Origin of the sequence: Myceligenerans indicum (assembly GCF_016742955.1) — a bacterium.
In the GTDB taxonomy this organism is placed as follows: domain Bacteria; phylum Actinomycetota; class Actinomycetes; order Actinomycetales; family Cellulomonadaceae; genus Myceligenerans; species Myceligenerans indicum.
The window spans coordinates 135009-156373 of sequence record NZ_JABBYC010000006.1; the positions used below are offsets into that span (position 1 = coordinate 135009).

General features: G+C 70.4%; 17 protein-coding genes and 3 pseudogenes. 7 read left to right on the plus strand and 13 right to left on the minus strand.

Annotated features, from left to right (window positions below; genetic code table 11):
- The first annotated feature begins 4 nt into the window (after positions 1 to 4).
- Positions 5 to 460 (plus strand): hypothetical protein, encoded by a 456-nt coding sequence (locus HGK34_RS06290; protein WP_201845725.1) that lies wholly within the window; start codon positions 5 to 7, stop codon positions 458 to 460.
- On the opposite strand, the gene HGK34_RS23730 is transcribed toward HGK34_RS06290, so the two are convergent.
- Positions 380 to 766: a DUF4143 domain-containing protein gene (locus HGK34_RS23730; RefSeq protein WP_201845726.1), complete on the minus strand. Its 387-nt coding sequence runs from the start codon at positions 764 to 766 to the stop codon at positions 380 to 382. The two genes, HGK34_RS06290 and HGK34_RS23730, sit on opposite strands and share 81 nt — an antisense overlap.
- 107 nt (positions 767 to 873) lie before the next feature.
- Positions 874 to 987 (minus strand): annotated as a pseudogene (locus tag HGK34_RS23865) (hypothetical protein); the annotation flags it as partial.
- A 387-nt stretch (positions 988 to 1374) separates the two neighbouring features.
- Here HGK34_RS23865 and HGK34_RS06300 point away from each other — a divergent pair.
- A pseudogene (locus tag HGK34_RS06300) lies at positions 1375 to 2243 on the plus strand (IS30 family transposase); the annotation flags it as partial.
- Positions 2244 to 3482: 1239 nt separating this feature from the next.
- Here the strand turns inward: HGK34_RS06300 and HGK34_RS06305 are convergent.
- Positions 3483 to 3743, minus strand: coding sequence for an RHS repeat domain-containing protein (locus tag HGK34_RS06305; RefSeq protein ID WP_201845727.1), 261 nt, complete (start codon positions 3741 to 3743; stop codon positions 3483 to 3485).
- A gap of 87 nt (positions 3744 to 3830) precedes the next feature.
- Positions 3831 to 4160, minus strand: a complete 330-nt coding sequence (locus HGK34_RS06310) for a hypothetical protein (protein ID WP_201845728.1) — start codon at positions 4158 to 4160, stop codon at positions 3831 to 3833.
- A gap of 246 nt (positions 4161 to 4406) precedes the next feature.
- Between HGK34_RS06310 and HGK34_RS06315 the strand changes: the two genes are divergently transcribed.
- Complete coding sequence (locus tag HGK34_RS06315) at positions 4407 to 4550, plus strand: hypothetical protein (RefSeq protein ID WP_201845729.1); 144 nt, start codon at positions 4407 to 4409, stop codon at positions 4548 to 4550.
- 48 nt (positions 4551 to 4598) lie between these two features.
- Here the strand turns inward: HGK34_RS06315 and HGK34_RS06320 are convergent, their stop codons facing one another.
- From HGK34_RS06320 to HGK34_RS22550, 6 genes are all read right to left on the minus strand, one after another.
- Positions 4599 to 5027, minus strand: coding sequence for a hypothetical protein (locus HGK34_RS06320; RefSeq protein ID WP_201845730.1), 429 nt, complete (start codon positions 5025 to 5027; stop codon positions 4599 to 4601).
- Positions 5021 to 5704, minus strand: a complete 684-nt coding sequence (locus HGK34_RS06325; RefSeq protein ID WP_201845731.1) for a hypothetical protein — start codon at positions 5702 to 5704, stop codon at positions 5021 to 5023. Before HGK34_RS06325 ends, HGK34_RS06320 begins: the two co-directional genes overlap by 7 nt.
- A gap of 243 nt (positions 5705 to 5947) precedes the next feature.
- Positions 5948 to 6463, minus strand: coding sequence for a 5-(carboxyamino)imidazole ribonucleotide mutase (gene purE / locus HGK34_RS06330; protein WP_201845732.1), 516 nt, complete (start codon positions 6461 to 6463; stop codon positions 5948 to 5950).
- Positions 6460 to 7665 (minus strand): 5-(carboxyamino)imidazole ribonucleotide synthase, encoded by a 1206-nt coding sequence (locus tag HGK34_RS06335; protein WP_201845733.1) that lies wholly within the window; start codon positions 7663 to 7665, stop codon positions 6460 to 6462. Before HGK34_RS06335 ends, purE begins: the two co-directional genes overlap by 4 nt.
- Positions 7666 to 7746: 81 nt before the next feature.
- Positions 7747 to 8541, minus strand: a complete 795-nt coding sequence (locus HGK34_RS06340; protein WP_201845734.1) for a response regulator — start codon at positions 8539 to 8541, stop codon at positions 7747 to 7749.
- Complete coding sequence (locus HGK34_RS22550; protein WP_201845735.1) at positions 8538 to 10031, minus strand: sensor histidine kinase; 1494 nt, start codon at positions 10029 to 10031, stop codon at positions 8538 to 8540. The genes HGK34_RS06340 and HGK34_RS22550 overlap by 4 nt, the downstream gene beginning before the upstream one ends.
- Positions 10032 to 10218: 187 nt before the next feature.
- On the opposite strand from HGK34_RS22550, the gene HGK34_RS06350 reads away from it, so the two are divergent.
- Positions 10219 to 10902 (plus strand): response regulator transcription factor, encoded by a 684-nt coding sequence (locus tag HGK34_RS06350; RefSeq protein WP_192862964.1) that lies wholly within the window; start codon positions 10219 to 10221, stop codon positions 10900 to 10902.
- A gap of 4 nt (positions 10903 to 10906) precedes the next feature.
- The gene (locus HGK34_RS06355) at positions 10907 to 12265 is read left to right on the plus strand and encodes a sensor histidine kinase (RefSeq protein WP_201845736.1); all 1359 of its coding nucleotides are present in this window, start codon (positions 10907 to 10909) and stop codon (positions 12263 to 12265) included.
- A gap of 118 nt (positions 12266 to 12383) precedes the next feature.
- Here the strand turns inward: HGK34_RS06355 and HGK34_RS06360 are convergent, their stop codons facing one another.
- Both HGK34_RS06360 and HGK34_RS06365 read right to left on the minus strand, forming a co-directional pair.
- Positions 12384 to 15017 carry an ABC transporter permease gene (locus HGK34_RS06360; RefSeq protein WP_201845737.1) on the minus strand — a complete coding sequence of 878 codons (2634 nt, stop codon included), beginning with the start codon at positions 15015 to 15017 and terminating at the stop codon, positions 12384 to 12386.
- Complete coding sequence (locus HGK34_RS06365; protein WP_201845738.1) at positions 15017 to 15841, minus strand: ABC transporter ATP-binding protein; 825 nt, start codon at positions 15839 to 15841, stop codon at positions 15017 to 15019. The genes HGK34_RS06360 and HGK34_RS06365 overlap by 1 nt, the downstream gene beginning before the upstream one ends.
- 265 nt (positions 15842 to 16106) lie before the next feature.
- Between HGK34_RS06365 and HGK34_RS06370 the strand changes: the two genes are divergently transcribed.
- A complete protein-coding gene (locus tag HGK34_RS06370; protein WP_201845739.1) occupies positions 16107 to 19013 on the plus strand; it encodes an FtsK/SpoIIIE domain-containing protein in 2907 nt (968 codons plus the stop codon).
- On the opposite strand, the gene HGK34_RS06375 is transcribed toward HGK34_RS06370, so the two are convergent.
- Positions 19006 to 20511 (minus strand): S1 family peptidase, encoded by a 1506-nt coding sequence (locus tag HGK34_RS06375; protein WP_244666488.1) that lies wholly within the window; start codon positions 20509 to 20511, stop codon positions 19006 to 19008. The genes HGK34_RS06370 and HGK34_RS06375 overlap by 8 nt on opposite strands.
- A gap of 553 nt (positions 20512 to 21064) precedes the next feature.
- On the opposite strand from HGK34_RS06375, the pseudogene HGK34_RS06380 reads away from it, so the two are divergent.
- A pseudogene (locus HGK34_RS06380) lies at positions 21065 to 21365 on the plus strand (carbohydrate ABC transporter substrate-binding protein); the annotation flags it as partial.

A 21365-nucleotide genomic window follows, 5' to 3' on the forward strand; every position in this document is an offset into this window, starting at 1 on the left:
ACAAGTGGACGAGGCCAACGGCGACGCGCGAACCGACGAAGCCGACGGTGACGGTGACGGTGACGGTGACACGCTCGCGCAGTCGGCCTCCTCGGGCCCGCTCGCCGTGCCCGACGGCGCGTCCTGGGCCGGGAACTTCGCCGCCGTTCCCTCGGAACGAGGCGCGGACGACGACCCGACAGGGACCGCCGTGGTCGCGGTCACCGGCTATGCCGCCGACGGCACCGAGACGGGAACGCTGGACGTGACGGTCCCGGGAGGCACGGACGTCGACCTGTCCGGCAAGGACCTAAAACCCCTGGGCGAGAACGTGACCGCGATCGGGGTGACCGCGACGGGCGACGCCGCGACTGTCTGGGGGCTTCGCCTGGCGGACGGTTCACTCGTCGCGACGCTGACGCCTCCGGCGACGGCGGTGACGGAGAGCACGGTGGCGGCGCGGGACGTCGTCGCCGACTGACGTCGCCGCCGGGACCTCCCACAACGCACTGACCGGAACGGCACGATACTTCGGCCCGAAGGGCAGTGTTCGTTGTCCGGTGTGGAGCACATAGCCTGCGACGAGATCGTCACCGATGCGGTCGTGCAGGTGCCGGATACCCCGGAAGTCGTCCGGCGTCGGTGTCGCCGAGGCCTTCACCTCGATCGCAACCACTTCACCCAGAAGGTTCTCGAGCACGATGTCGACCTCGTCCCCGTCACGTGTGCGGTAGTGGAACTGGTCGCCCCTGGTCTCACACCAGGTGAGCTGGCGTGCGATCTCCATCGCGACAAACCCTTCGAGCAGTTCCCCAGCGGAGCCCCGACCTTTCTCAGGCTGAAATAGCGCGCCGTCGTGGCGTGCCCCAACCCGATGGACGATCCAACGGTCGCAGGAGCCAAAGTCTGACCGGAGCGGCCTGCCAGGGTACGAACGAGTGCCCGCATCTCTGGCACGCGTTCGATCTCACTGATCTGGACGACATCTCGATTGATCAGGTCCGCCACGTAGTTCCGGAGGAAATCCGCCCTCCGTGCGTGCGCTCTACCAACGGCTTCGGGGACCCCCCACGAACGGTTCTCTCGATGTGGTCGTCGCGGGTCACGCGCGCCCGATCGCGGCAGGGACGTGATCAGATTGCCATCGAACCTGTGATCAGATTGCCAGCGCCGGCGTGGCGATGTGACGTGGGTAGCGAACGTCGCCGTCGTCGACAGAACGGCGCGAGGACGACGGCCCGAACGCTACGGCCGAGGTCACGGTCCCTGCTGCACGGCGGCCGGCGCGGACGCGGACGCGGACGCGGGCACGCTGGACGTGGAGGTCCCGGCAGGCGAGGACATCGATCTGTCCGGCGAGGACCTGGAATGGTGGAATGGTGGCAAGGTGAAGCCCAGCGCGCAGACCGACGCAGGGCGTCGGCCTGGAGCCAGCAGCAGATCAGCCACCGCCTCAAGCTCGACTTCCCGGAGGACGAGTCCATGCGGATCAGCCATGAGGCGATCTATCAGGCGTTGTTCTTCCAGGGTCGCGGAGCCCTCAAGCGTGAGCTTGTCGCGTGCTTACGTACTGGGCGCGCACCACGGGAACTCCGAGCCCGGACGCGGAACAAACCACAGGGTCACGTCACCGCCAGCGTGCTCTTCAGCGAGCGGCCTGCCGAGGCCGCCGACCGAGCCGTTCCTGGGCACTGGGAGGGAGATCTGATCATCGGCACCGGCCGGCCTGCGATCGGCACGCTCGTCCAGCGCTCCAGCCGTTCGAGGCTCCTGGTCCGCCTCCTGCGGCTGGAGGGCTGGGGTGAGAAGCCGGTGGTGAGGAACGGCCCGTCGCTGGGTGGCTACGGAGCCGCCGCGATGAACGCCGCGCTCACGTCGACGATGGCCCACCTGCCTGAGCAACTGCGTCGGACGCTCACATGGGACCGGGGCAAGGAACTCTCCGGTCATGCTCAGTTCGCGGTCGAGACCGGGGCGGAGGCGTTCTTTGCCGACCCGCACTCGCCCTGGCAGGGGCCGACAAACGAGAACACCAATGGGCTGCGGCGCCAGCACTTCCCCAAGGGAACCGACCTATCGCGCTGGTCGCCCGAGGACCTCGAAGCCGTCGCTCTCACGGTCAACAACCGGCCCCGCAAGATCCTTGGCTGGAAACTCCCGCTGAGGTCTTCGCCGAGCAGATACGCTCGCTCCAACAGCCCGGTGTTGCAGCGCCTGATTGCCCTCACCCAAGACGGGCCGGCCGGCTACGCCAGGCTCTGTGACCGCCCGTGTACAGGCGGTTGATCGCAAGAACCGCGGCGTTCACTCGCCCGCAGCGACGCTCTTGGACAACGCCGCAAGGACGTGTCGGACTAGCGGCACATCAATGGTCGGGACTGAAATGGACCAAGCCCCGCGCGCCGAAACTCCATCGATCTGCCGGAACTGCGCTGCGTCAACAAACCTGCGCTCCGGAACAACGACACGTTCGACACGATACGGTGGCGCACCAAGAAGTTCGGATACAGTCACACGCTGACCTTCATTCAAACCGAGCGCGAACTTTTCACGCCGAATTCTTGACCCGACGTCACGGTATATTTCTACAAATAGGACCCCGCCATCCTCAACGAACCTGATGTCCGCAGCAGAATCCGTTCGCCCCCGCCACAAGGACACAAGGACATCAGAAAATGTTGTCGAGCCGGCGCTACGGCGATCCTTGCGCCGGCCGACCGATTCACCGGGTTCTCGCCTGGGCCGAGTGAATACGATGAGTATCGCCCCACCGATCGCCATAGGCACGGCTACGAACAGCAGGGCATCAAGCCAAGGGTGCTGCGGCATTCTCGGCACGAGGACGTACAAGACAACCACCGCAGCGAGGGACGCGCCAAAGAAAGCAATCCGTGACAAGCGCTTCATTCTACTGATCCACCCATTTCGTGCCGGTCCCCCCAGTGATTCACTGCCTGTCGCATGTGACGACCCGACACGGCGGGCGTAAATGGGGGGTCGAAAAGAACCTTGGGGCTCCAGGCGTTGCTAGCGCGACCGTACGCGCCTGACCGACGAGCATACCTCCAGCACCCAGGAGGCCCGCACCAACATTTCCCATAGTCGTTCGCTTGCTGGGCATAGTCTGCACATGATAGGCCGCGAGGCCAACGCCAGCGCCCAAACTCGCGGCGATCACTGCGCCTGCCGCACCAGCGCAAATTCCAGCAGTCGCGATCACGCAAGCTGTTACGGCAAGCCCACCCACGACAGTAATCAACGCACCCCCGACCTTCCGGTAGATCTCTTCATTCTCCTTGAAGTGGTCACCTACTGCATCGGTCGTGTCGTTCACCCATGCCTTCGTGGCATCCCAGCCACTGCTCAAGGCTCCTCCAACCTTGCCTGCAAGATTGAGCGGCTCAGGTTGAACGGTTTCGCGTTGGGCGCGTTGTTCCGCGGCCTTCTGGGCGCACGGGCTGCCGCCACTGCTGCTGGAGGTCGTGGATCGAGTCGTCGTGCTCCTACTGCTGGAGTAAGACCGGTACCGGGTCGAGGGAATCGGCGGAGGTTCCGGTCTTCCGGCCGAGCAGGTCGTACTCGTACGCCCACGTGTTCCCGGCATCATCGACCGCCTCGGTGAGCCGATCCGCGTCGTCCCACTGGTAGGTCGTGGACGTGTAGGCACTCGACGTGTCGGCACCGGTGCGTTGCTGCAGCTCGGTATCGAGAGCGCGAGGCGCGACATGGCGTGGAACGTAGGTCGACGCTTGCGAGGTGGTCACGTCCGATCGCGACACGGACGTGACCAGATTGCCACCGGAACCTGTGATCAGACTGCCAGCGTTGGTGGGACGGTGTGTCGTGGGGGCTCACGCACCACCTTTGGACCGCCTTTCCTCTTCCGCAGCAGCACGCACGAGCACCAGGCGCTCCCGGCGGACGTCCGGATCATCATCAAGGTTTTCGCCTGCGAGACGGATGACACGATTCGAGCGAGGATCAACCTGAGCAATCTCGACGTGACCTCCGACGGTCGTGTACCCAGCACGGATCTCGCGCGGCTCGACGCCGAACTGCATCCACAGTTCAGAACCAACGGCCACCACGCCAGATATACCCACGAGGACCAGAATTGGTGTCAGAAATGTCCAAACAACGTACCCGGCCTCACGAGCCAACAGTCCCACGAGAAACATCACGAGTAGAACCACGCCAGAGGCTCCACCGGTTACCATCCCTATCGCGAGCAGGCGGGCAGAAGGCCCGGGGACCCGTTCAACGTTGATGTTCGGGTGCCAGTCTCTTACCACCAGGACACATCCCGCCTTCGGTCGAGCGCGTTGCCGGCTTGGCCGATTCCGAAGTATGCCGTCGCCCCGGCCGTCGTAGTCCTCGTGCTGGAGTAGGACCAGTACCAGGTAGAGGGAATAAGCGCCGGCTTCCACGTGCCCGGCTTACCCCGGGTGGGCGCCGAGCGCGACACCCCGCCGCCCCACATCACCCGTGAGGACTTCGGCAGCGCCACGTTCGCCGCGGCGAACGCCTGCGCCTTGGCCCGCTTGTACCGGGCCCGGCCGGCCTTCGTGTGAGCCGACTTCTGATGCGAGGAGTTGCGGAGCCGCCTTCCCACCCTGACATCATTCCTTTGTGCCCATGGCATGAGCTTCCCTGATCAAGCGTATGCGTCGAACCTCTTCATGAGAGTCGATCCGTTCTTCACCAGCACAGCGAATAACCCCGCCAGTCTTCGAATCAACATAGTCTAGATCCGCGCCCTCCCGCGGCGAAGTCGAGTATCCAGCCCTTCGCTCTCTAGGGAGCGCCCAGTAGAAGGTCATCCACAGGAAGGAAATCGCACCGACTCCGTCCAAGACCCAGAGGATCATGAGGAGGGTAAGGGCTGGGTGCTCCAGATAACCGAGGCCAGATACACTCATAGCTACCAGAAGTGCGGCGCCAATTATAATCACGCCCAGCGCTGTGCCGAATCCCCACGCCCCAAGCGTGCTGGCCGACGGACCCGAGAGCCTCTCCCGCTCCATCTGCGGGTTCCACTGATTCACCATCCGGCGATCCCGTAGCGCTTATCTGCAGCTCCGAACCCTACGCTCATGGTTCCGGTCAAAGTAGCAAGTCCCGTGCCCGTGATATCAGCATTTCGCACAGAGTCGTCGGTGAGGGCGAAAACCCGGTTCAATGCACCGACCTTGGTCGTAACCTTGGCTGCTGCGCCAAATCCGTCGAGCATCGAGCCTGCTATTCCGACGGCGCAGCTAGCGTCAACACCTCCTGTCACGCAATCCGTCAGGGACTCCACCGACACGCTCGTGCCGCAGGCCATCGCGATCTCGCGGGCCGCCCCCTCCGAGGGAGCCATCACCGCCGAGCAGTCCACGGGCTCATCGGCCGAATTCAGAACGGACGAAGCACCCGCTGCGGCATACACCGGGGACACCGGCACGATCCCAGCTGCGACCAAGCTCAAACCCGCCAATACCGCCCAGCCACGCGCAGACCGCCGACCAACACCGCCCGGGGCAGCACCACGCCGATGGGTCCGATCCCATGCATTCCGGACAGCATGGCGATCCCGCATGAAGTCTGCTCCCTCAGTGACAACGGACGCGCCGGACAACTGGGACACGCCACTAGCAGGCAAAGAGTAGGGCGAGGCTGCACCCATTTCGCAAACACTTTTCAAGCCATAAGGATCGAAATGGGTGAAAAACAGCTTGAAAACCACCGCAGATGGTCTTATTTATCTAGAGGTAGAATGGGTGCAAAGCTCAAGATCTGGCCGATTCATCCATCGACCGGGCCAGTCAGCCAGAACGCGTGCCGTTACCGAATTGTGATCTTCTGCCATCGCTCACCGCGTACTCCCGCTACGACGGGACCAGAGCATGGACCAACATCGAAGACTCGCCGACGGAAGGCGTGGGTCGCCACAACGCCCCTGACACGCTCGACGTCGGCGCCCGCGCCGCTACTCGTCCACCGACGCCCGAAGCTTCGCACCCTTGGCATGCGCCACGTCGCGCAGGTCGGACTGGAATGCCACCATCCGCTCACGGAGCGCCACGGCGTCGTCGTCGGTGCCCGAGGCCAGGATGCGCGCGGCGAGCAGCCCCGCGTTGCGCGCCCCGCCGATCGAGACCGTCGCGACGGGCACGCCCGCCGGCATCTGCACGATCGAGAGCAGGGAGTCCATCCCGTCCAGGTACTTCAGCGGCACCGGGACGCCGATCACGGGCAGCGGTGTCACGGCCGCGAGCATGCCCGGCAGGTGGGCCGCGCCGCCGGCGCCGGCGATGACCACCCGCAGTCCCCGGCCGGCGGCCGCGCGCCCGTAGTCGATCATCTCGGTCGGCATGCGGTGTGCCGAGACGACGTCGACCTCGACGGGGACGTCGAACTCGGACAGCGCGTCCGCCGCGCCGCGCATCACGGGCCAGTCCGAGTCGGACCCCATGACGATTCCGACCTGTGCGCTCGCACTCATGCCGTTTCCTCCCCCATCAGCAGCGCCGCGGCGCCCTTCGCGGCAGCGCGCACCTCGTCGAGGTCGCCACCGCTGACGTTGACGTGCCCCAGCTTGCGGCCCGGGCGGATGCCCTTGCCATACAGGTTGACGCGTGCTGAGTCGTACCGCTCGAACAGGTCGGGCAGCGCGCCGGTGAGCACCTTGCGCTCGGAACCCAGCACGTTCACCATCACGGTCCACGGCGCGACCGGTTCCGTGGAACCCAGCGGCAGGTCGAGAACGGCGCGCAGATGCTGCTCGAACTGACTCGTCACCGAGCCGTCGATGGTCCAGTGTCCGGAGTTGTGGGGACGCATCGCGAGCTCGTTCACCAGCACCGTCGTCGGGCCGTCGGGATCGGCCGGGTCCAGGGGCACCTCGAACATCTCCACGGCGAGCACGCCGGTGACATCGAGCCCCTCGGCGACGTCGGAGGCGATCTCACGGGCGCGGGCGTCGATGTCGTCGGACAGGCCGGGAGCCGGGGCGACCACCTCCGAGCAGACCCCGTCGCGCTGGATCGACTCGACCACCGGCCACGCGCGCACCTCGCCGGACGGGCGGCGTGCGACGAGCGCGGACAGCTCCCTCCGGAACGGCACCTTCTCCTCCACCAGCACCGGCGGCCCACCCTCCGTGGCCGCCACCAGCCAGTCGTCCGCCTCACCGGCGCCGGAAACCACCCGCACGCCCTTGCCGTCGTAGCCGCCGCGCGCGAGCTTGACCACCGCTTCACCACCGGACACGGCGAGGAACTGCTCCAGGGCCACCCGGCCCTCGTCGACCGACGCCGGCAGCGCCCGCCACTGCGGGCACGGCACCCCGAGCTCGTGGAGGCGGGTCCGCATCACGATCTTGTCCTGCGCGGCGACGAGCGCGTGCGGACCCGGGCGCACCGGCGTGCCGTGCGCGATGAGGTCGGTGAGCAGCGCGTTGGGCACGTGCTCGTGCTCGAAGGTGAGCACGTCGGCCACGTCCTGACCGGCGGGCGGGGCGATGAGGGCGCGGATCGCGGCCTCGTCCGACGCCGCGCCGACGGGAGCGTCGGTCACGACCTGTGCCGCCGAGGTGTCCGGACTCTCCACGAGCACACGCAGGCGCACTCCGAGTTCCGCGGCCGCGGGGGCCATCATCCGGGCGAGTTGTCCACCGCCGACGACGGCGATCACGGGGGATGTCACGTGGATCAAGGGTACCGGGCGCGGCAGGGACCGATTCCGCGCTTCCACAGCCCGCCGCGACGCCGGGACCCAGGGCCCGGCTCACGCCCCCGGCCGCACCAGCCCCGTCTCGTACGCGGTCACCACCGCCTGGACGCGATCCCGCGCCCCCAGCTTCGCCAGCACCCGTCCCACGTGGGTCTTCACCGTCGCCTCGGCGACGAACAGCTCTGCCGCGATCTCCTGGTTCGACCGGCCGCGGGCCATCTGCACCAGCACCTCCCGTTCGCGCTCGGTGAGCGCGCCCAGTGCCGCGCGCGCCTCGGCGCCCTGCGGATCGGTCGCGGGCAGCGCGGTCACCAGGTGCTCCAGCAGCCGGCGCGTCGAGGACGGCGCGATGACGGCGTCGCCCCGGTGCACCGTGCGCACGGCGGCGAGCAGTTCCTCCGGCGGTGCGTCCTTGAGCAGGAACCCGCTGGCTCCCACCCGGATCGCCTCCAGCACGTACTCGTCGAGATCGAACGTCGTCAGCACTACCACGCGCGGTACGCCGTCCCCGCCGGGACCGCCGACCGCCACGCGAGCGTCCTCGGCGGGGCGCACGCCACCGGCCGCGGGACCGTCCGCGCCTGCGCCGTTCGCGCCTGCGCCGTTCGCGCCTGCGCCGTTCGCGAGCAGCCGTTCCGTGGCCTCCAAGCCGTTGAGGTTGGGCATGCGCACATCCATGAGCACCACGTCGGCCGGGGTCGCGGCCAGCAGGCGCAGGGCCTGGAGCCCGTCGCCTGCCTCGCCGACGACGGTCAGGTCGGGCTGCGAGTCGATCACCATGCGCAGCCCGGCCCGGACGAGCTGCTGGTCGTCGACGAGGGCGACGCGGGTCGGGGCGTTCTCGGTCATGTCTCCTCGTCGGTCGACGGGCCTGTCGGCCGGGCGGCTGATGGGACGCCCGGGGTGCGAACGGCCGTGCCGGCCGCCCGGTGGGTCGGAGGGCCCGCCCCGGCCGACCTGGCTTCGGCAGGCCGGGTCCCGCCGGCGGGGACGGCCGGTGGCCGGCCGGCGTCGCCGAGCTCCGGCCGCAGGTGTTCGACGTCGGACACCGGCGCCGGGACCGGGACGACGAACCGGACCTGGAACCCACCGCCGGGCCGCGGGCCCGCGGTGAGCCTCCCCCCGAACAGCTCGGCGCGTTCCCGCATCCCGACCAGACCGTACCCCGCGCCGGGCATCGGGCTCGGGTTGGCGGAGGCGAGCCCGCGGCCGTCGTCGGACACGGCCAGTTCGATCTCGCGCTCGCCCCAGCGGACGAGAACGGTCACGCGGGGGCCGGGGCCGGCGTGCTTGCGGACATTGGTGAGCGCCTCCTGGGCGACGCGGTAGATGTTGAGGCCGACGCCCGGAGGGAGCTGGCGTTCCGCCCCGATCCGGGCGTAGGACACGCGGAGCCCGTCGGCCCGGGACTGCTCGACCAGCGCCTCGATCTGCGTGACATCGGGCTGGGGCGCGATGGGCGCGGGCTCCGCCACGCCCGCGGGTCGCGTGCCGGCCTCGGGGGACGTGGGCGCCGCCCGGCCCCGCTCGCCCCGCGGGGGCGAGCTTCGCAGCACCCCGAGGATCTTGCGCATGTCCGACAGGGCCGCGCGGCCCGTCTCCGCGATCGTGTCCAGCGCGCGTCCCGCCGCCTCCGGGTCGGCGCCGGACGCGTACCTGCCGCCGTCGGCCTGAGCGATCACGATCGACAGGGAGTGCGCCACGACGTCGTGCATCTCGCGCGCGATACGCGCACGCTCCGCGCCGGCCGCGATGGCCGCCTGCTGGTCGCTCTCGAGCTGGAGCCGTTCCGCGCGGTCCCGCAGAGCGTCCAGCATGGCACGGCGCGACCGGCGGAACAGGCCGAGGGCCCAGGCGGTGCAGAAGATCAGGAAGGCGACGATCGCGAACAGCTCGGAACCCCCCGAGCCGTCGCCGCCGGAAGCGAACTTGAGCTCGAGGAACAACAGGGTGCACCCGGCCGCTGCCGCGATGATGCCGGCTCGCGGCCCCCAGCGCGGTCCGTAGGCGGTCAATCCGTACAGCGAGTAGGGCAGCAGCAGGTCGATCGGCATGATGACCGGCATGCCGATGGCCATGTGGGCCAGCGCCAGGACCAGCATCGCGCTCGTCGAGGCGACCGGCCGGGTTCGCACCCAGGCCAGCGGCACCAGCATGAGCGCGGACCACGCGACGGGGAACCACGACGGCAGGCCTGCCCGATCGGCGGAGAAGGCAGGACCCGCAGACGAGACGACCAGCACGAACGCCGCGATCATCACCACCACGGTCGTGTCGGTCGCGAAGCGGTGACGCTCGAACCACCCGGACACGCGCTCGTACAGACTGGGACTCTCCACGGTGGCAAGCGTATGGCCGACCATTGACCGACGCGTCATACCGTGGTAGCACTTTCCCTGGACAGGGGGAGAAATCACACGGTTCGTCGTGGGCTCGTCGAGCGAGCCACCGAACCGATTCGTCAAACCACTATCCCAGCTGCGTCCGATGGCAGCCAGGACGCGCGTTATGCCCTACCATGGCGGAATGACTCACGTACTCCTAGCCGAGGACGACCCGGCCATTGCCGAGCCGTTGGCGCGGGCGCTCACTCGTGAAGGTTATGACGTCGTCGCGCAAGGAACCGGCAAAGGTGCGATCGAGCACGCGAGCGGCGCGGACATCGTGGTCCTGGACCTGGGCCTGCCCGACATGGACGGCTTGGACGTCGCGCGGGAGATTCGCGGTAGCGGCCTGACGGTCCCGGTCCTCGTGCTCACCGCTCGCGCCGACGAGGTCGACCTCGTCGTCGGCCTGGACGCCGGCGCCGACGACTACGTCACCAAGCCCTTCCGGCTCGCGGAACTGCTCGCGCGCGTGCGGGCCCTGCTGCGCAGGACGCACGGCGAGACCGGTGAGGAGGAGGAACTGCACGCGCAGGACGTGCGGGTGGACGTCTCCGCGCACCGCGCCTTCCAGGGAGACCGTGAGCTGCACCTGACCACCAAGGAGTTCGACCTGCTGCGTGTGCTGGTGCAGAACGCCGGCTCCGTCGTGGTCCGCGACACCCTGATGCGCGACGTCTGGGGCTCGGACCCGGTCGGTTCCACCAAGACGCTCGACATGCACGTGTCGTGGCTGCGCCGCAAGCTCGGCGACGACGCGAACGCCCCGCGCTACGTCTCCACCGTGCGCGGTCTGGGCTTCCGCTTCGAGATCGGGGCGAGCTAGCCACATGCGCCACCGCATCGTCCAAGCGACGATGGTCGCGGTCGCAGTCGCCGTCCTGCTGCTCGGCGTGCCCTTCGCCATCTTCGGCGCCCGGTTCGTCTACGACACCGAGGTCAAGCGCATCGAGCAGCGGGCCGTCGCCTTCGCCGAGAACGTCTCCCGCGAGGTGTCGCTCGTGAACTACAACGAGGGACAGATCCCCGAGCAGCTCCTCGCGGAGGCCGTGCAGCCGGCCGAGACCGAGACGCCGGCGCACGTGACGGTCAGCCTCCCGAACGGAACGCTCCTCTCCCGCGGTGACATCCCGACGGGTCCCGTGATCGACGCGTCGTGGACCACCAAGACCTCTCCCATCGTGGCGGTCACCATCGAGGTCTCCGCCTGGCCTGCCTACGTCAAGTCCGGCCAGCTCGTCTTCCTGATGCTGATCGGCAGCGCGGCCGCCTTCACCGCCGGCTCGGTGACTGCCGCCTGGCAGGCCGAACGCCTGGCTCGGCCGTTCGTGTACCTGGCCGGGGCCGCCGAGCAGCTCGGTGCCGGACAGGTCCGGCCACGCCTCGAGCCCTCCGGCGTCGAGGAGATCGACCTGGTCGCCGCCGAGCTGGCACGCAGCTCGGACCGCCTGGCCGCCCGGCTCGCCGTCGAGCGGCAGTTCACGTCCGACGCCTCCCACCAGCTGCGCACGCCTCTGACGGCGCTGACGATGCGGCTGGAGGAGATCACCCTGACCTCCTCCGAACCCGAGGTGCAGGAAGAGGCACGAATCTCGCTGGAGCAGGTGGAGCGGCTGGTCGGCGTCGTCGACGACCTGCTCGCCCGTTCCCGCAAGGCCCAGGGCGGCACCACGGAGTCCGTCGACCTCGCGGTGGTGTTCCGGCAGCAGCGTGAGGAATGGCGGGACACGTTCGGGGCCGAGGGCCGCACGCTCGTCGTGGAGGAGCCCGACGACGTACGCGTGCTCGCCACTCCCGGTGCGCTCGCCCAGACCCTGTCGACGCTGCTCGAGAACTCGCTGCGGCACGGCGACGGTGCCACGACGCTGCGGTCGCGGCCGTCGGGCACGCGTGGCATGGTCGCGATCGAGGTCACGGACGAGGGCGAGGGCGTCCCCGAGGACATGGTCGGCCAGATCTTCGAGCGCGGCGTCACCTCGGGCAACGGCACGGGTCTCGGTCTCGCGCTCGCCCGCGACCTGGTCGCGGCCGACGGCGGCCGTCTCGAGCTCAGCCAGCGCACGCCTCCCGTGTTCTCCGTCTTCCTGGCAGGGGTGCCACGCGCCTATGACCCGCAGGCCGTGCTCCCGGTGGGTTCGACCGTCTCGTCCGTGGAGAAGGTCAAGCGCCGCCGCTGGGGCCGCGGCTGACCTTGCGCGGGGCCTCGGCCCGGCGCGAGGCCGTCACCGGGACATTCCCGGGGGACGACGTGGCGGTCGACGGAATCCCTTCCGTCGACCGCCACGTCGTCCCCGGCGAGTCGCGACCTCACTCGGCCGCCAGAGCCTCCACCGGTGAGGCCTGCAGGGCGCTGCGCGCGGGAGCGACCGACGCGATGAGACCGGCCACGACCGCGACGACCAGGACCACACCCAGGTCGAGCCACGGAACCGCCAGGGTCACGTCGCCCATCACGGACAGCGCGGTCAGAGCGCCGGTCCAGCCGTACAGCAGGCCCAGCGCGATGCCGAGCACGGCCCCGACCCCGGCGATGAGCATTCCCTCGACGGCCAGCATGCCGCGCAGCTGGGACTTGCTCAGGCCGATGGCACGCAGGGTCGCCGACTCCCGCCGGCGTTCGATGACGGACAGGGACAGGGTGTTGGCGACGCCGATCACCGCGATGACCACGGCGACGGCGAGAAGGCCGACGACGATGCCGAGCATCACGTTGATGACCTGCTCGAACTGGGCCCGCTGAGCAGCGGGGCCGGTGACGAACACTCCCTGGTCGGACATCGCGTCCTGGACGTCGGCGAGGAGCGTCGCCGGATCCGCGGCGGGGTCCAGCGCGGCCCAGACCGCGGCGAACGTCGCCTCGGGATCGACCTTGCGCAGATCGGTGAGCGTGACGACGTCGCTGAGGCCCATGTTGCTGGTCTCGGCAACGGTGAGCGGCACGGCGGAGCCGGTCCCGGTGACCTCCAGCGTGTCCCCGGCGGCGACGCCCAGGTTCTCCATGTCGTCCTGCGTGAGCAGGATCGTGCCCGGTGCGAGGTTGTCGAGGGCGTGCTCGTCGTGCACGGTGGCGCGCAGGTCCTCGAGATCGGCGCCCTGGAGGTACAGGTACTCGCCACCGGGCAGTTCGGCGTCGGCCGCGTACACCTCGGCGACGTCCGTGACGCCGTCGACGCCGTCGACGGTTCCGGCAGCCGACGGCGGCACCTCCCCGGCCCCCGGCATGACCATGATGTCCACGGGGAACGTCTCGTCCAGCGTGTCGTCCGCGGTCTCCCGGGCCGCGGCCGCGCCGGTCGTCATGGTCATGATGAGCGTGACACCGATGAGCAGGGCCGTGGCGGTCGCCGACGTGCGGCGAGGGTTGCGGAGCGTGTTCGCCGCGGCCAGGCGGGACGCGGGTCCGGTCCGGCTGACGAGCGCCCCGAGGAAGGCGGCGACCTTGGGCAGCCAGAACACCGTGCCCACGATCACCCCGACGAGGGAGACCGCTCCCCCCAGCACCGTGGCAGCGAGGCCCAGCTGGACCTCGCCGGTGGTCCCGAAGTACACGCCGAGCCCCACGAGGGCGAAGCCGCCGATCGTGGCCAGCGCGGAGAGCACGGCACGCACGCGGCCCGCTCCCCGGCGCACGCTCAGGGTCTCGGCGGGGCGCAGCGCGGCGAGCGGTGCGACGCGGGTGGCGTTCCGGGCGGGAGCCAACGCCGCGACGACGGTCACGACGGTGCCCACGGCGAGCGGGATGAGCACCACCTGCGGGGTGATCGAGACGGCGGCAGGCAGTGGCACGCCGAGGTCGAACCGTGGCGCGACGAACAGCGCCGTCTGGGCGAGCAGCACACCGAGCAGCACTCCGCCGAGCGAGGCGAGCACACCGAGGACGGCCGCCTCGAGCAGCACGGACCGGTAGAGCTGACCGCGTCCTGCCCCCACGCAGCGCAGCAGGGCCAGGGTGCGGGTGCGCTGGGCGACGAGCACCTGGAACGTGTTCGCGATGACCAGTCCGGCAACGAGCAGTGCCACGGCCGCGAACGTCAGCACGAAGACCAGGAAGACCAGGTCCTCGCCGCCGGTCCGCTCGGCGCTGACCTGCTGCGCGTGCTCGTCCACGGTCTTGACGGAGTGTTTCCCGCCGCTCACCACGGCGGCGTCGAGGGCGTCGCGCACCGCCGGGGTGGGCTCGCCGCCGGACAACGCGGACGGCTCGAGCAGCGCGGCGATCTCGAAGGTCCCTCCGGGTACCGGGTCGTCGGCCCACTCGTCGATGTCCGCCGGCGTGGCCACGACGGCGCCACCGCTCGAGGCATACGCGTTGTACGGGTCCTGCGTGATTCCGACGACGCGAACGTCCTCGGTGACCTCCTCGCCGTCGCCGGTCTCAGGATCGGTCGTCACCCAGCGGTAGACCTGCGTCTCGTCGCCGATACCGACGTGGAGACGCTCGGCGAGGCCGTCCGGCACCGCGATCTCGCCACGTTCGGACGGCCACTTGCCGGCGGTGAGGTCGAGCGCCATGAGGCGGCTGTCCTGCGGGCGGGCGATTCCCTCGGCGTAGGCGAAGACACTGCCGTCACCGAGGTTCAGGTAGGCGCTCCGCACGGCATCGGCGGCAGCGACCCCGTCGGTGCCGCGGATCGCCTCCACGTCCTGGCGCCAGTCGGTTCCGGACGTCGTGACCAGGACGTCCGCGTCGGCGTAGCGTGCGGCGATCGTGTCGTACGTGGCGCGGGTGATGACGTTGCCCGCCAGGAGCGTCACCGCCACGAACGCCGTGCCGATGAGGATCGCGATCCCGGCCGCGGTCAGGCGGCCGGCGCTGCGGCGCATCTGCGCCAAGGTGTAGCGAGCCGTGGGAAGGCTGCTGCCCTTCGGGCCCGCCGCCGGCACGCCCCCGGACGACGATCCGGGGGCATCGGTGGACGGTGCGGTCGTCGTGGTGGCCATCAGGCACCAGCCCCGGGCACGGCCGGCGTGGTTCCGGTCGAGACGTCGGGCTCCAGCGTGCGCAGGGCGTCCAGCCCGGCCAGGGCCGACTCCGGCGTGGGGTCGGTGATGTCGCCGGCGATGCGGCCGTCCGCGAGCAGGACCACACGGTCCGCGTAGGCGGCCGCGGCGGGGTCGTGCGTGACCATGATGATCGTGCGGCCGAGCTCGCGGACGCTGCGGCGCAGGAAGCTGAGCACCTCCGCGCCGGACCGGGAGTCCAGGTTGCCGGTGGGCTCGTCGGCGAAGACGACGTCGGGCTGGGCGATGAGGGCCCGGGCGATCGCGACGCGCTGCTGCTGACCGCCGGACATCTCGGCCGGGCGGTGGGTCAGGCGCTCGGTCAGGCCGAGGGTCTCGACGAGGGTGCCGAACCACTGGCGGTCGACCGTGCCGCCGGCGAGTTCCACGGGAAGCGTGATGTTCTGCTCGGCGGTGAACATCGGCAACAGGTTGAACTGCTGGAACACGAAGCCGACCCGGTCGCGGCGCAGCTTGGTCAGGGCTCCGTCGTTCAGGCCGGTGACATCCGTCGTCCCGACGAACGCCTGGCCCGATGTCGCCGTGTCCAGCCCGGCGAGCAGATGCATCAGCGTCGACTTCCCCGACCCCGACGGTCCCATGATCGCGGTGAACTCGCCCGCGGCGAAGTCCACGTCGACGCCCGCCAGAGCGTGCACGACGGCCTCCCCCGATCCGTAGGTCTTGGTGAGGTCACGCGCCCGGACGGCACGGGTGCCGTCCACGGGTACGTACACGGTGGTATCCACGGAAGTTCTCCTCATGAAGAAGGGTTGTGTCAAGAACACCAGGAATCTACGGATCGACGGGCCGGTCCCGCGTCCTGCGAGGGGATGGTCCTGGGCGGCGGCCATGTCATACCTGGGTCGTAGGACGACCCTGAGTTCGTGGGAACGACGACCCGGGGCATACCCCCATCGCGGGAATGTGCGGCCCGACGGAGACACCGACCTGTGGAGAACCCCGGTCATGCACAAGGAGTGCCGGCCCGCCGCACGCCTCCGGCAGCCGTGCGGCACGGTGAAGCTCATGACCGTCCGTATGACCGTGCACCCGGATGAAGACGTCGAGCTGTCCGACGGCGCCCCGCCGGCCGCCTTCCGAGAACCGCTTGCCGCGCTGATCCGCCGGCCCGAGCTGCGCCATGCGGCCCTCCTGGCAGACGGCGCGCCCGTCCCCGAGGACTGCCGGGCCGGAGAGCGGCCGCTGCTGCCCGGAGCCACCCTGACAATCGCCCGGCACGGCGCCAGCGCGGCACGGCACGAGGCCGTCACCACGCAGGACGGGGCCGCGCCGCTCCGCGCGAGGTGGATGCTCGCCCGGACCACAGGGACCGCGGCAGGCGCCGTCATTCCCGTCCGGGGGCCGCGGGACCTCGTGCGAGGCCTGCACGGGCTGGCCCGCGAGCATGCCACCCGGTCCGCGGCCGGAGGGCCGGGCCTGCGCGTCCGGCGCGGCGGGGTGAGCCGGACCCTCGGCCCGCCCCGGCAGTCAGGGGACGCGGCCCGGGCACTCGGCCTCCTGCCGGTCGTGGGCTCGGTCTGCCTGGCCCTCCTGCTGCGCCAGCCCACACTCGCCCTGTTCGCCCTGTTCGGCATCGCGGCCCTGCTCCCCCAGCTGTTCCGGCGCCGGACAGCCCCCGGCACGGCACCGGCACGAGTCAGGCCGCACCGGGCAGGGCCCGACGCGCTGCTCGCGTTCGTCACCGCCGCACACCAGGCCGCGCCGGGAACCTGGCGCACAGCCCTGGCCGCCTGGACGCGAGCAGAGCCGCGGCACGGATGGCCGGGTGGCACGTGGGACGAACTCCTGAACGACGGGGCGCTGGCCGTCGCCGGCCCGGACGAAGCCGCCCGGGCCGTGGCCCGCGCGGTCGTGGCCGATCTCGCCACCCGCGGGCGCCCCGTCCAGGTGCTCGGCGCCGTACGGCACTGGACGTGGTGCCGCTGGCTCCCCTCCCCCGCGACCACGCCCACCCCGAACCCGCCCGGACACCACCTGGCCCTTCCCGCAGGCCGTGCCGCCGACGAAGCCGGCCTGCCCGTCCTCGTGGTCGACCACGGCACACCCGAGGACCATGCCGCTGCCCGCAGCGCCGTCGCCCGCGGAGCGGTCGCCGTCGTGCTCGGCACCACCCGCGGCTGCCGCACGATCGCCACCGTCCGTAACGGACGCCTGCACGTCACGGGGCCCGAGCTGAACCGCCGCTCCCGCCCCGTCGTCGGGGTCACGACCGCATGGGCGGAACTCTTCGCCCGGCGCCTCGCGGGCGCACGTCACCTCGGCCGCACCCTGCCCACGCTCACCGGCAGCGCCCCCGGCCACACCCAGGACGACACGAACCTGCCGGACGACGTCCCACTCGCCGGCCTGCACGATCTCGACGGCGTGAGTGCCGGACGGCGTAGCGGAAGCTGGGCCGTGCCCCTCGGCCGCACCACGACAGGGACCGTCACCTGGGACATCGTCTCCGACGGGCCACATCTCCTGGTGGCGGGCACCACCGGCTCCGGGAAGTCCGAACTGCTGCGCGCACTCGTGCTCGGGCTCGCCCTGCAGCACCCGCCGGGCCACCTGATGCTCGGCCTGGTCGACTTCAAGGGAGGGGCTGGTCTCGGCGAGCTCACGGGCCTCCCCCACGTCGTCGGTCAGGTCACCGACCTCGACGCGACGCTCGCCGCCCGAGCGCTGACGGGACTGCAGTCCGAGCTGCGGCGCCGCAAGAGAATCCTCGCCGAGCACGGCGTGGCCGACGTCGCGGCGCTGGCGCGCGACACCATGCCGCGGCTGGTCGTGGTCGTCGACGAGTTCCGCGCGCTCGCCGACGAACTTCCCGAGCTGCTGCCCGGCCTGGTGCGGATCGCCGCCCAGGGACGGTCGCTCGGCGTTCACCTCGTCCTCGCGACGCAGCGTCCCGCCGGCGCCGTCAATGCCGACGTGCGCGCGAACGTCACCACCCGGCTCGCGCTGCGCGTCACCGACCCGCTCGAATCGCGAGACGTCGTCGACTGTCCGGACGCAGCCGCTCTGCCCGTGGACCGGCCAGGCCGGGCGGTACTCCGGATCGGTGCGGACGCCCCCGTCCTCCTCCAGTGCGCGCACACCGGGCCCGGCCGCCCGATCGTGCCGGTCCGGCGCGCCCCGTCCTTCAGGCTGCCCGGACGTGCGCAGGTGGGCGGGCGTCTCGGCACCGAACTCACGGGTACCGTGCCGGGAGCGGCGGGAGCACCGGGAAGGCACCTGGCCGGCCCCGGCCATGCCGGGCCGGGCTCTGACGCGGGGATGCCCGCGGCCCCGCCCGGCTGCCCGACCGAGGTCGTCGCTGCGCTCCGGGACGCCTACGGCGGCTCGGTGGCACACGCACCGCTCTGGCTGCCGCCACTGCCGGATCGCGTGGAGTCCATGGATCTGCCGCAGTGGGACGACCACCCGCACGCCCCGGGCCTGCCACTCGCTCTCGGCGACCTGCCGGAGCGGCAGCGCCGGAGGGTGATCCGCTGGGACCCCGCGCACGGGAACCTGGCCGTCGTCGGCCGCGCGAGGTCGGGACGCACGACCGCACTCGCCGCGCTGGCCGCGGCCGCACGAGCTGCCGGACTGACCGTGCGAACCGTCACTCCGGTCTCGGCCCCCGAGCCTGTCGGTGCTCCCGATCTCCTGCTGGTCGACGGGCTGGAAGCCATCCGCGCGGCGTGGCCCGGCTGGGAACCACCGGTGGGCGTGCCCGTGGCGGCCGCCACGCGGAGCCTGGCGGCCGCCCACGCCTACGGCATCGGTCCGCGGCTCGTCATGCTGAGCCGGGACCGTGCCGACGACGTCGCCCTGGGCGCCCCCGCGGCCCTGGCCGGCTCGGGAGGCGTCCCAGGACGCGCCGCATGGTGCGACCGCGAAGGGGCGGTGCTGTGTCAGACGGTCCAGGACACGGCCGTCACCTGAGCCACCACTTCTGGTTCGCGCCCCCGTGACACTCCCAGATCACGAGCTTCGTGCCGTCGTCGCCGTTCCAGCCCTGGACGTCGACGCACTTGTCGGCCGCGATCGACACCAGGTCCCCGGCTCCGGACAGGACCCACTGCTGGGCGATGTTGCCGTTGCAGTTCACGATCTGCACGGTCGTGCCGTTCGTGGAGTCACCCCAGGCGAGGTCCATGCACAGCCCTCCGGCGCGGACCGTGCCGTCGGAGGCGAAGGTCCACCGTTGCGCCGCGGTGCCGTTGCAGGTCCAGATCTGAAGCGGCACACCGTCGGAGAAGTTCGAGCCGGGGACGTCGATGCACTTGCCCTCGTACCCGACGATCTCCCGGCCGCCCCCGCCGGTGGTGGTGAGGCTGAGGCCGTAGTTGGCCAGGATGGGGTTGATCGGCTGGTAGATGAACCTGCCGTTGCTCGCGCAGTCGCCGATACGCCCGGACGTCACGCCCTGCGCCTGGTCCCCGGAGATCACGGACCCACCGGAGTCGCCTCCCTCGGCACACGCCGAGCCCGTTGCCATCCCCGGGATGTCGCCACTTCCGTAGTTGATGGTGACGTTCTTCTCCTGGATCACGCCGCAGCGCCAGCCCGACGTCCGCCCGGACCGGCACACCGATGCGCCGATCGGCATCTCGTTCGACCCCGCGACGGCGACGGTGCCGCCCGCGTAGTCGTTCACGGCCGGGCGGGACGTCCAGTCCCCGTTGGTCCGGACCCAGGCCCAGTCGTGGCCGGGGAACTGCGAACCCGCGTAGCTGCCGAGCGCGGCGCCGTCGGGCGCGTTCACCGCGTCGCCGGTGCTGCCGCAGTGACCTGCCGTGACGAACCCGCCGGCCACGGCGAAGCCCACCGAGCACAGCGTGACGTAGCCGTCGCCGGTGGGCCGGTGGAACTCGTTGCCGCCCACGATGTCGCGGGCCGGCACGGGCGCCGTGTCCGATCGTTCCACCCGCACCACGCCGGACGGCACCCCCGCCTTCTCCGCCAGCGCATGGGCCGCGTCTGCGTCGGCGGCCTCGATGACCAGGGCGTTCTCTTCCGGGTCGGCGTACCAGGCATGCACGGCCCGGGGAGCTTCGACACCGTCGAGCGCCTCCTTCCAGCGTGTGAGCTCGTCGAGTCCGTACCGCACGACGACGGCCCGCGCCCCCGTCTCGCCGACGACGCCTGCCGCCGCGGAGCTCGTGACGGCCACCCGAACGTCACCGCCCCCGTCGGGCACCCAGGTACCTCCGTACTCGTCACCGAGCGACGAGACGAAGCGCTCTTCCAGGGCAGCGGCCCTCGCGTCGAGTGCGAGACGTGCCCGGAGCTCGTCGGGGCCGAGACCGAGATCCCGCTCGAATGCCGCGGCCTGCTCCGGCGGCATTCCCGCCGTCTCGGACGACACCGGAGGTGTGCCGGAGGACTCGGCACCCGCGGGTGGCGCGCCCACGAGCGCGACACCGGCCAGCGCGGTCATCACGGCAAGACCGCACGACACCAGCGATCTCGCCGACCTGCGATTCGACGTACTCGATCTGAGCATCTGCTGCTCCCTCCCTGAGGCCCGGCAGAGCCGGGGCATGTACGGGTGGGCGGACGAGGGACGGCGGCGATGTCGTACCCCCGCACGCCGACACGTTCGGTTTCGCACGCGTCCGATGAGGGCCATGGCGATGCTAGGCGCCGCGGTCACGTTACTGAACAGTCATGAACTACCGATGTGGGAACTACCTACGACATCCATGACGATGTCGCGACGTCGGCGGGCGGCCCGCCCTGGCGCGCACCGCACGCGGCGCCCCCTCCTGGGCGGGGCACACCACCGGGGGAGGCGGGTGGCGCCATGCTGCCGGGTCACGGATTGGCGTCGAAGGCCTCCTCGAGTTGACACCCCTACCCCCTAGCCTTTGCATGAGAGAACAGGTCACTGGTTTGCGAACCTCGGCCGGATGCTGGGCGGCACCGGGCAAGACAGCGTGTCGACTGTCCAGCACGCATCGTGAACGACCAGGAAGAACTCAGGAGTCGAAATGCGAGTGAATCGGAAGTCGGCCGGCGTGGTGGCCTCGGTTGCCGTGCTGGGCATGACCCTGGCGGCATGCGGGGGCGATTCGGGCGATGGTGGGTCCACCGCCGGGGGCGGCGCGGACCAGGTCGAGGTGTTCACCTGGTGGGCCGCGGGTTCGGAGAAGGCTGGCCTGGATGCGCTGGTGGGCGTGTTCAACGAGCAGCACCCCGACATCGAGTTCGTGAACGGTGCGGTGGCCGGTGGCGCCGGGTCGGCGGCGAAGGACCTGCTGCAGACCCGTCTGCAGGCCCAGGACCCGCCGG

Excerpts from the sequence above, each read along its gene's own strand:
- HGK34_RS23730 (WP_201845726.1), bottom strand. The coding sequence starts at position 766 with ATGGAGATCGCACGCCAGCTCACCTGGTGTGAGACCAGGGGCGACCAG.
- HGK34_RS06320 (WP_201845730.1), bottom strand. The coding sequence starts at position 5,027 with ATGGTGAATCAGTGGAACCCGCAGATGGAGCGGGAGAGGCTCTCGGGT.
- purE (WP_201845732.1), bottom strand. The coding sequence starts at position 6,463 with ATGAGTGCGAGCGCACAGGTCGGAATCGTCATGGGGTCCGACTCGGAC.
- HGK34_RS06340 (WP_201845734.1), bottom strand. The coding sequence starts at position 8,541 with ATGACCGAGAACGCCCCGACCCGCGTCGCCCTCGTCGACGACCAGCAG.
- HGK34_RS06350 (WP_192862964.1), top strand. The coding sequence starts at position 10,219 with ATGACTCACGTACTCCTAGCCGAGGACGACCCGGCCATTGCCGAGCCG.
- HGK34_RS06355 (WP_201845736.1), top strand. The coding sequence starts at position 10,907 with ATGCGCCACCGCATCGTCCAAGCGACGATGGTCGCGGTCGCAGTCGCC.
- HGK34_RS06360 (WP_201845737.1), bottom strand. The coding sequence starts at position 15,017 with ATGGCCACCACGACGACCGCACCGTCCACCGATGCCCCCGGATCGTCG.
- HGK34_RS06365 (WP_201845738.1), bottom strand. The coding sequence starts at position 15,841 with ATGAGGAGAACTTCCGTGGATACCACCGTGTACGTACCCGTGGACGGC.
- HGK34_RS06370 (WP_201845739.1), top strand. The coding sequence starts at position 16,107 with ATGACCGTCCGTATGACCGTGCACCCGGATGAAGACGTCGAGCTGTCC.
- HGK34_RS06375 (WP_244666488.1), bottom strand. The coding sequence starts at position 20,511 with ATGACCGCGCTGGCCGGTGTCGCGCTCGTGGGCGCGCCACCCGCGGGT.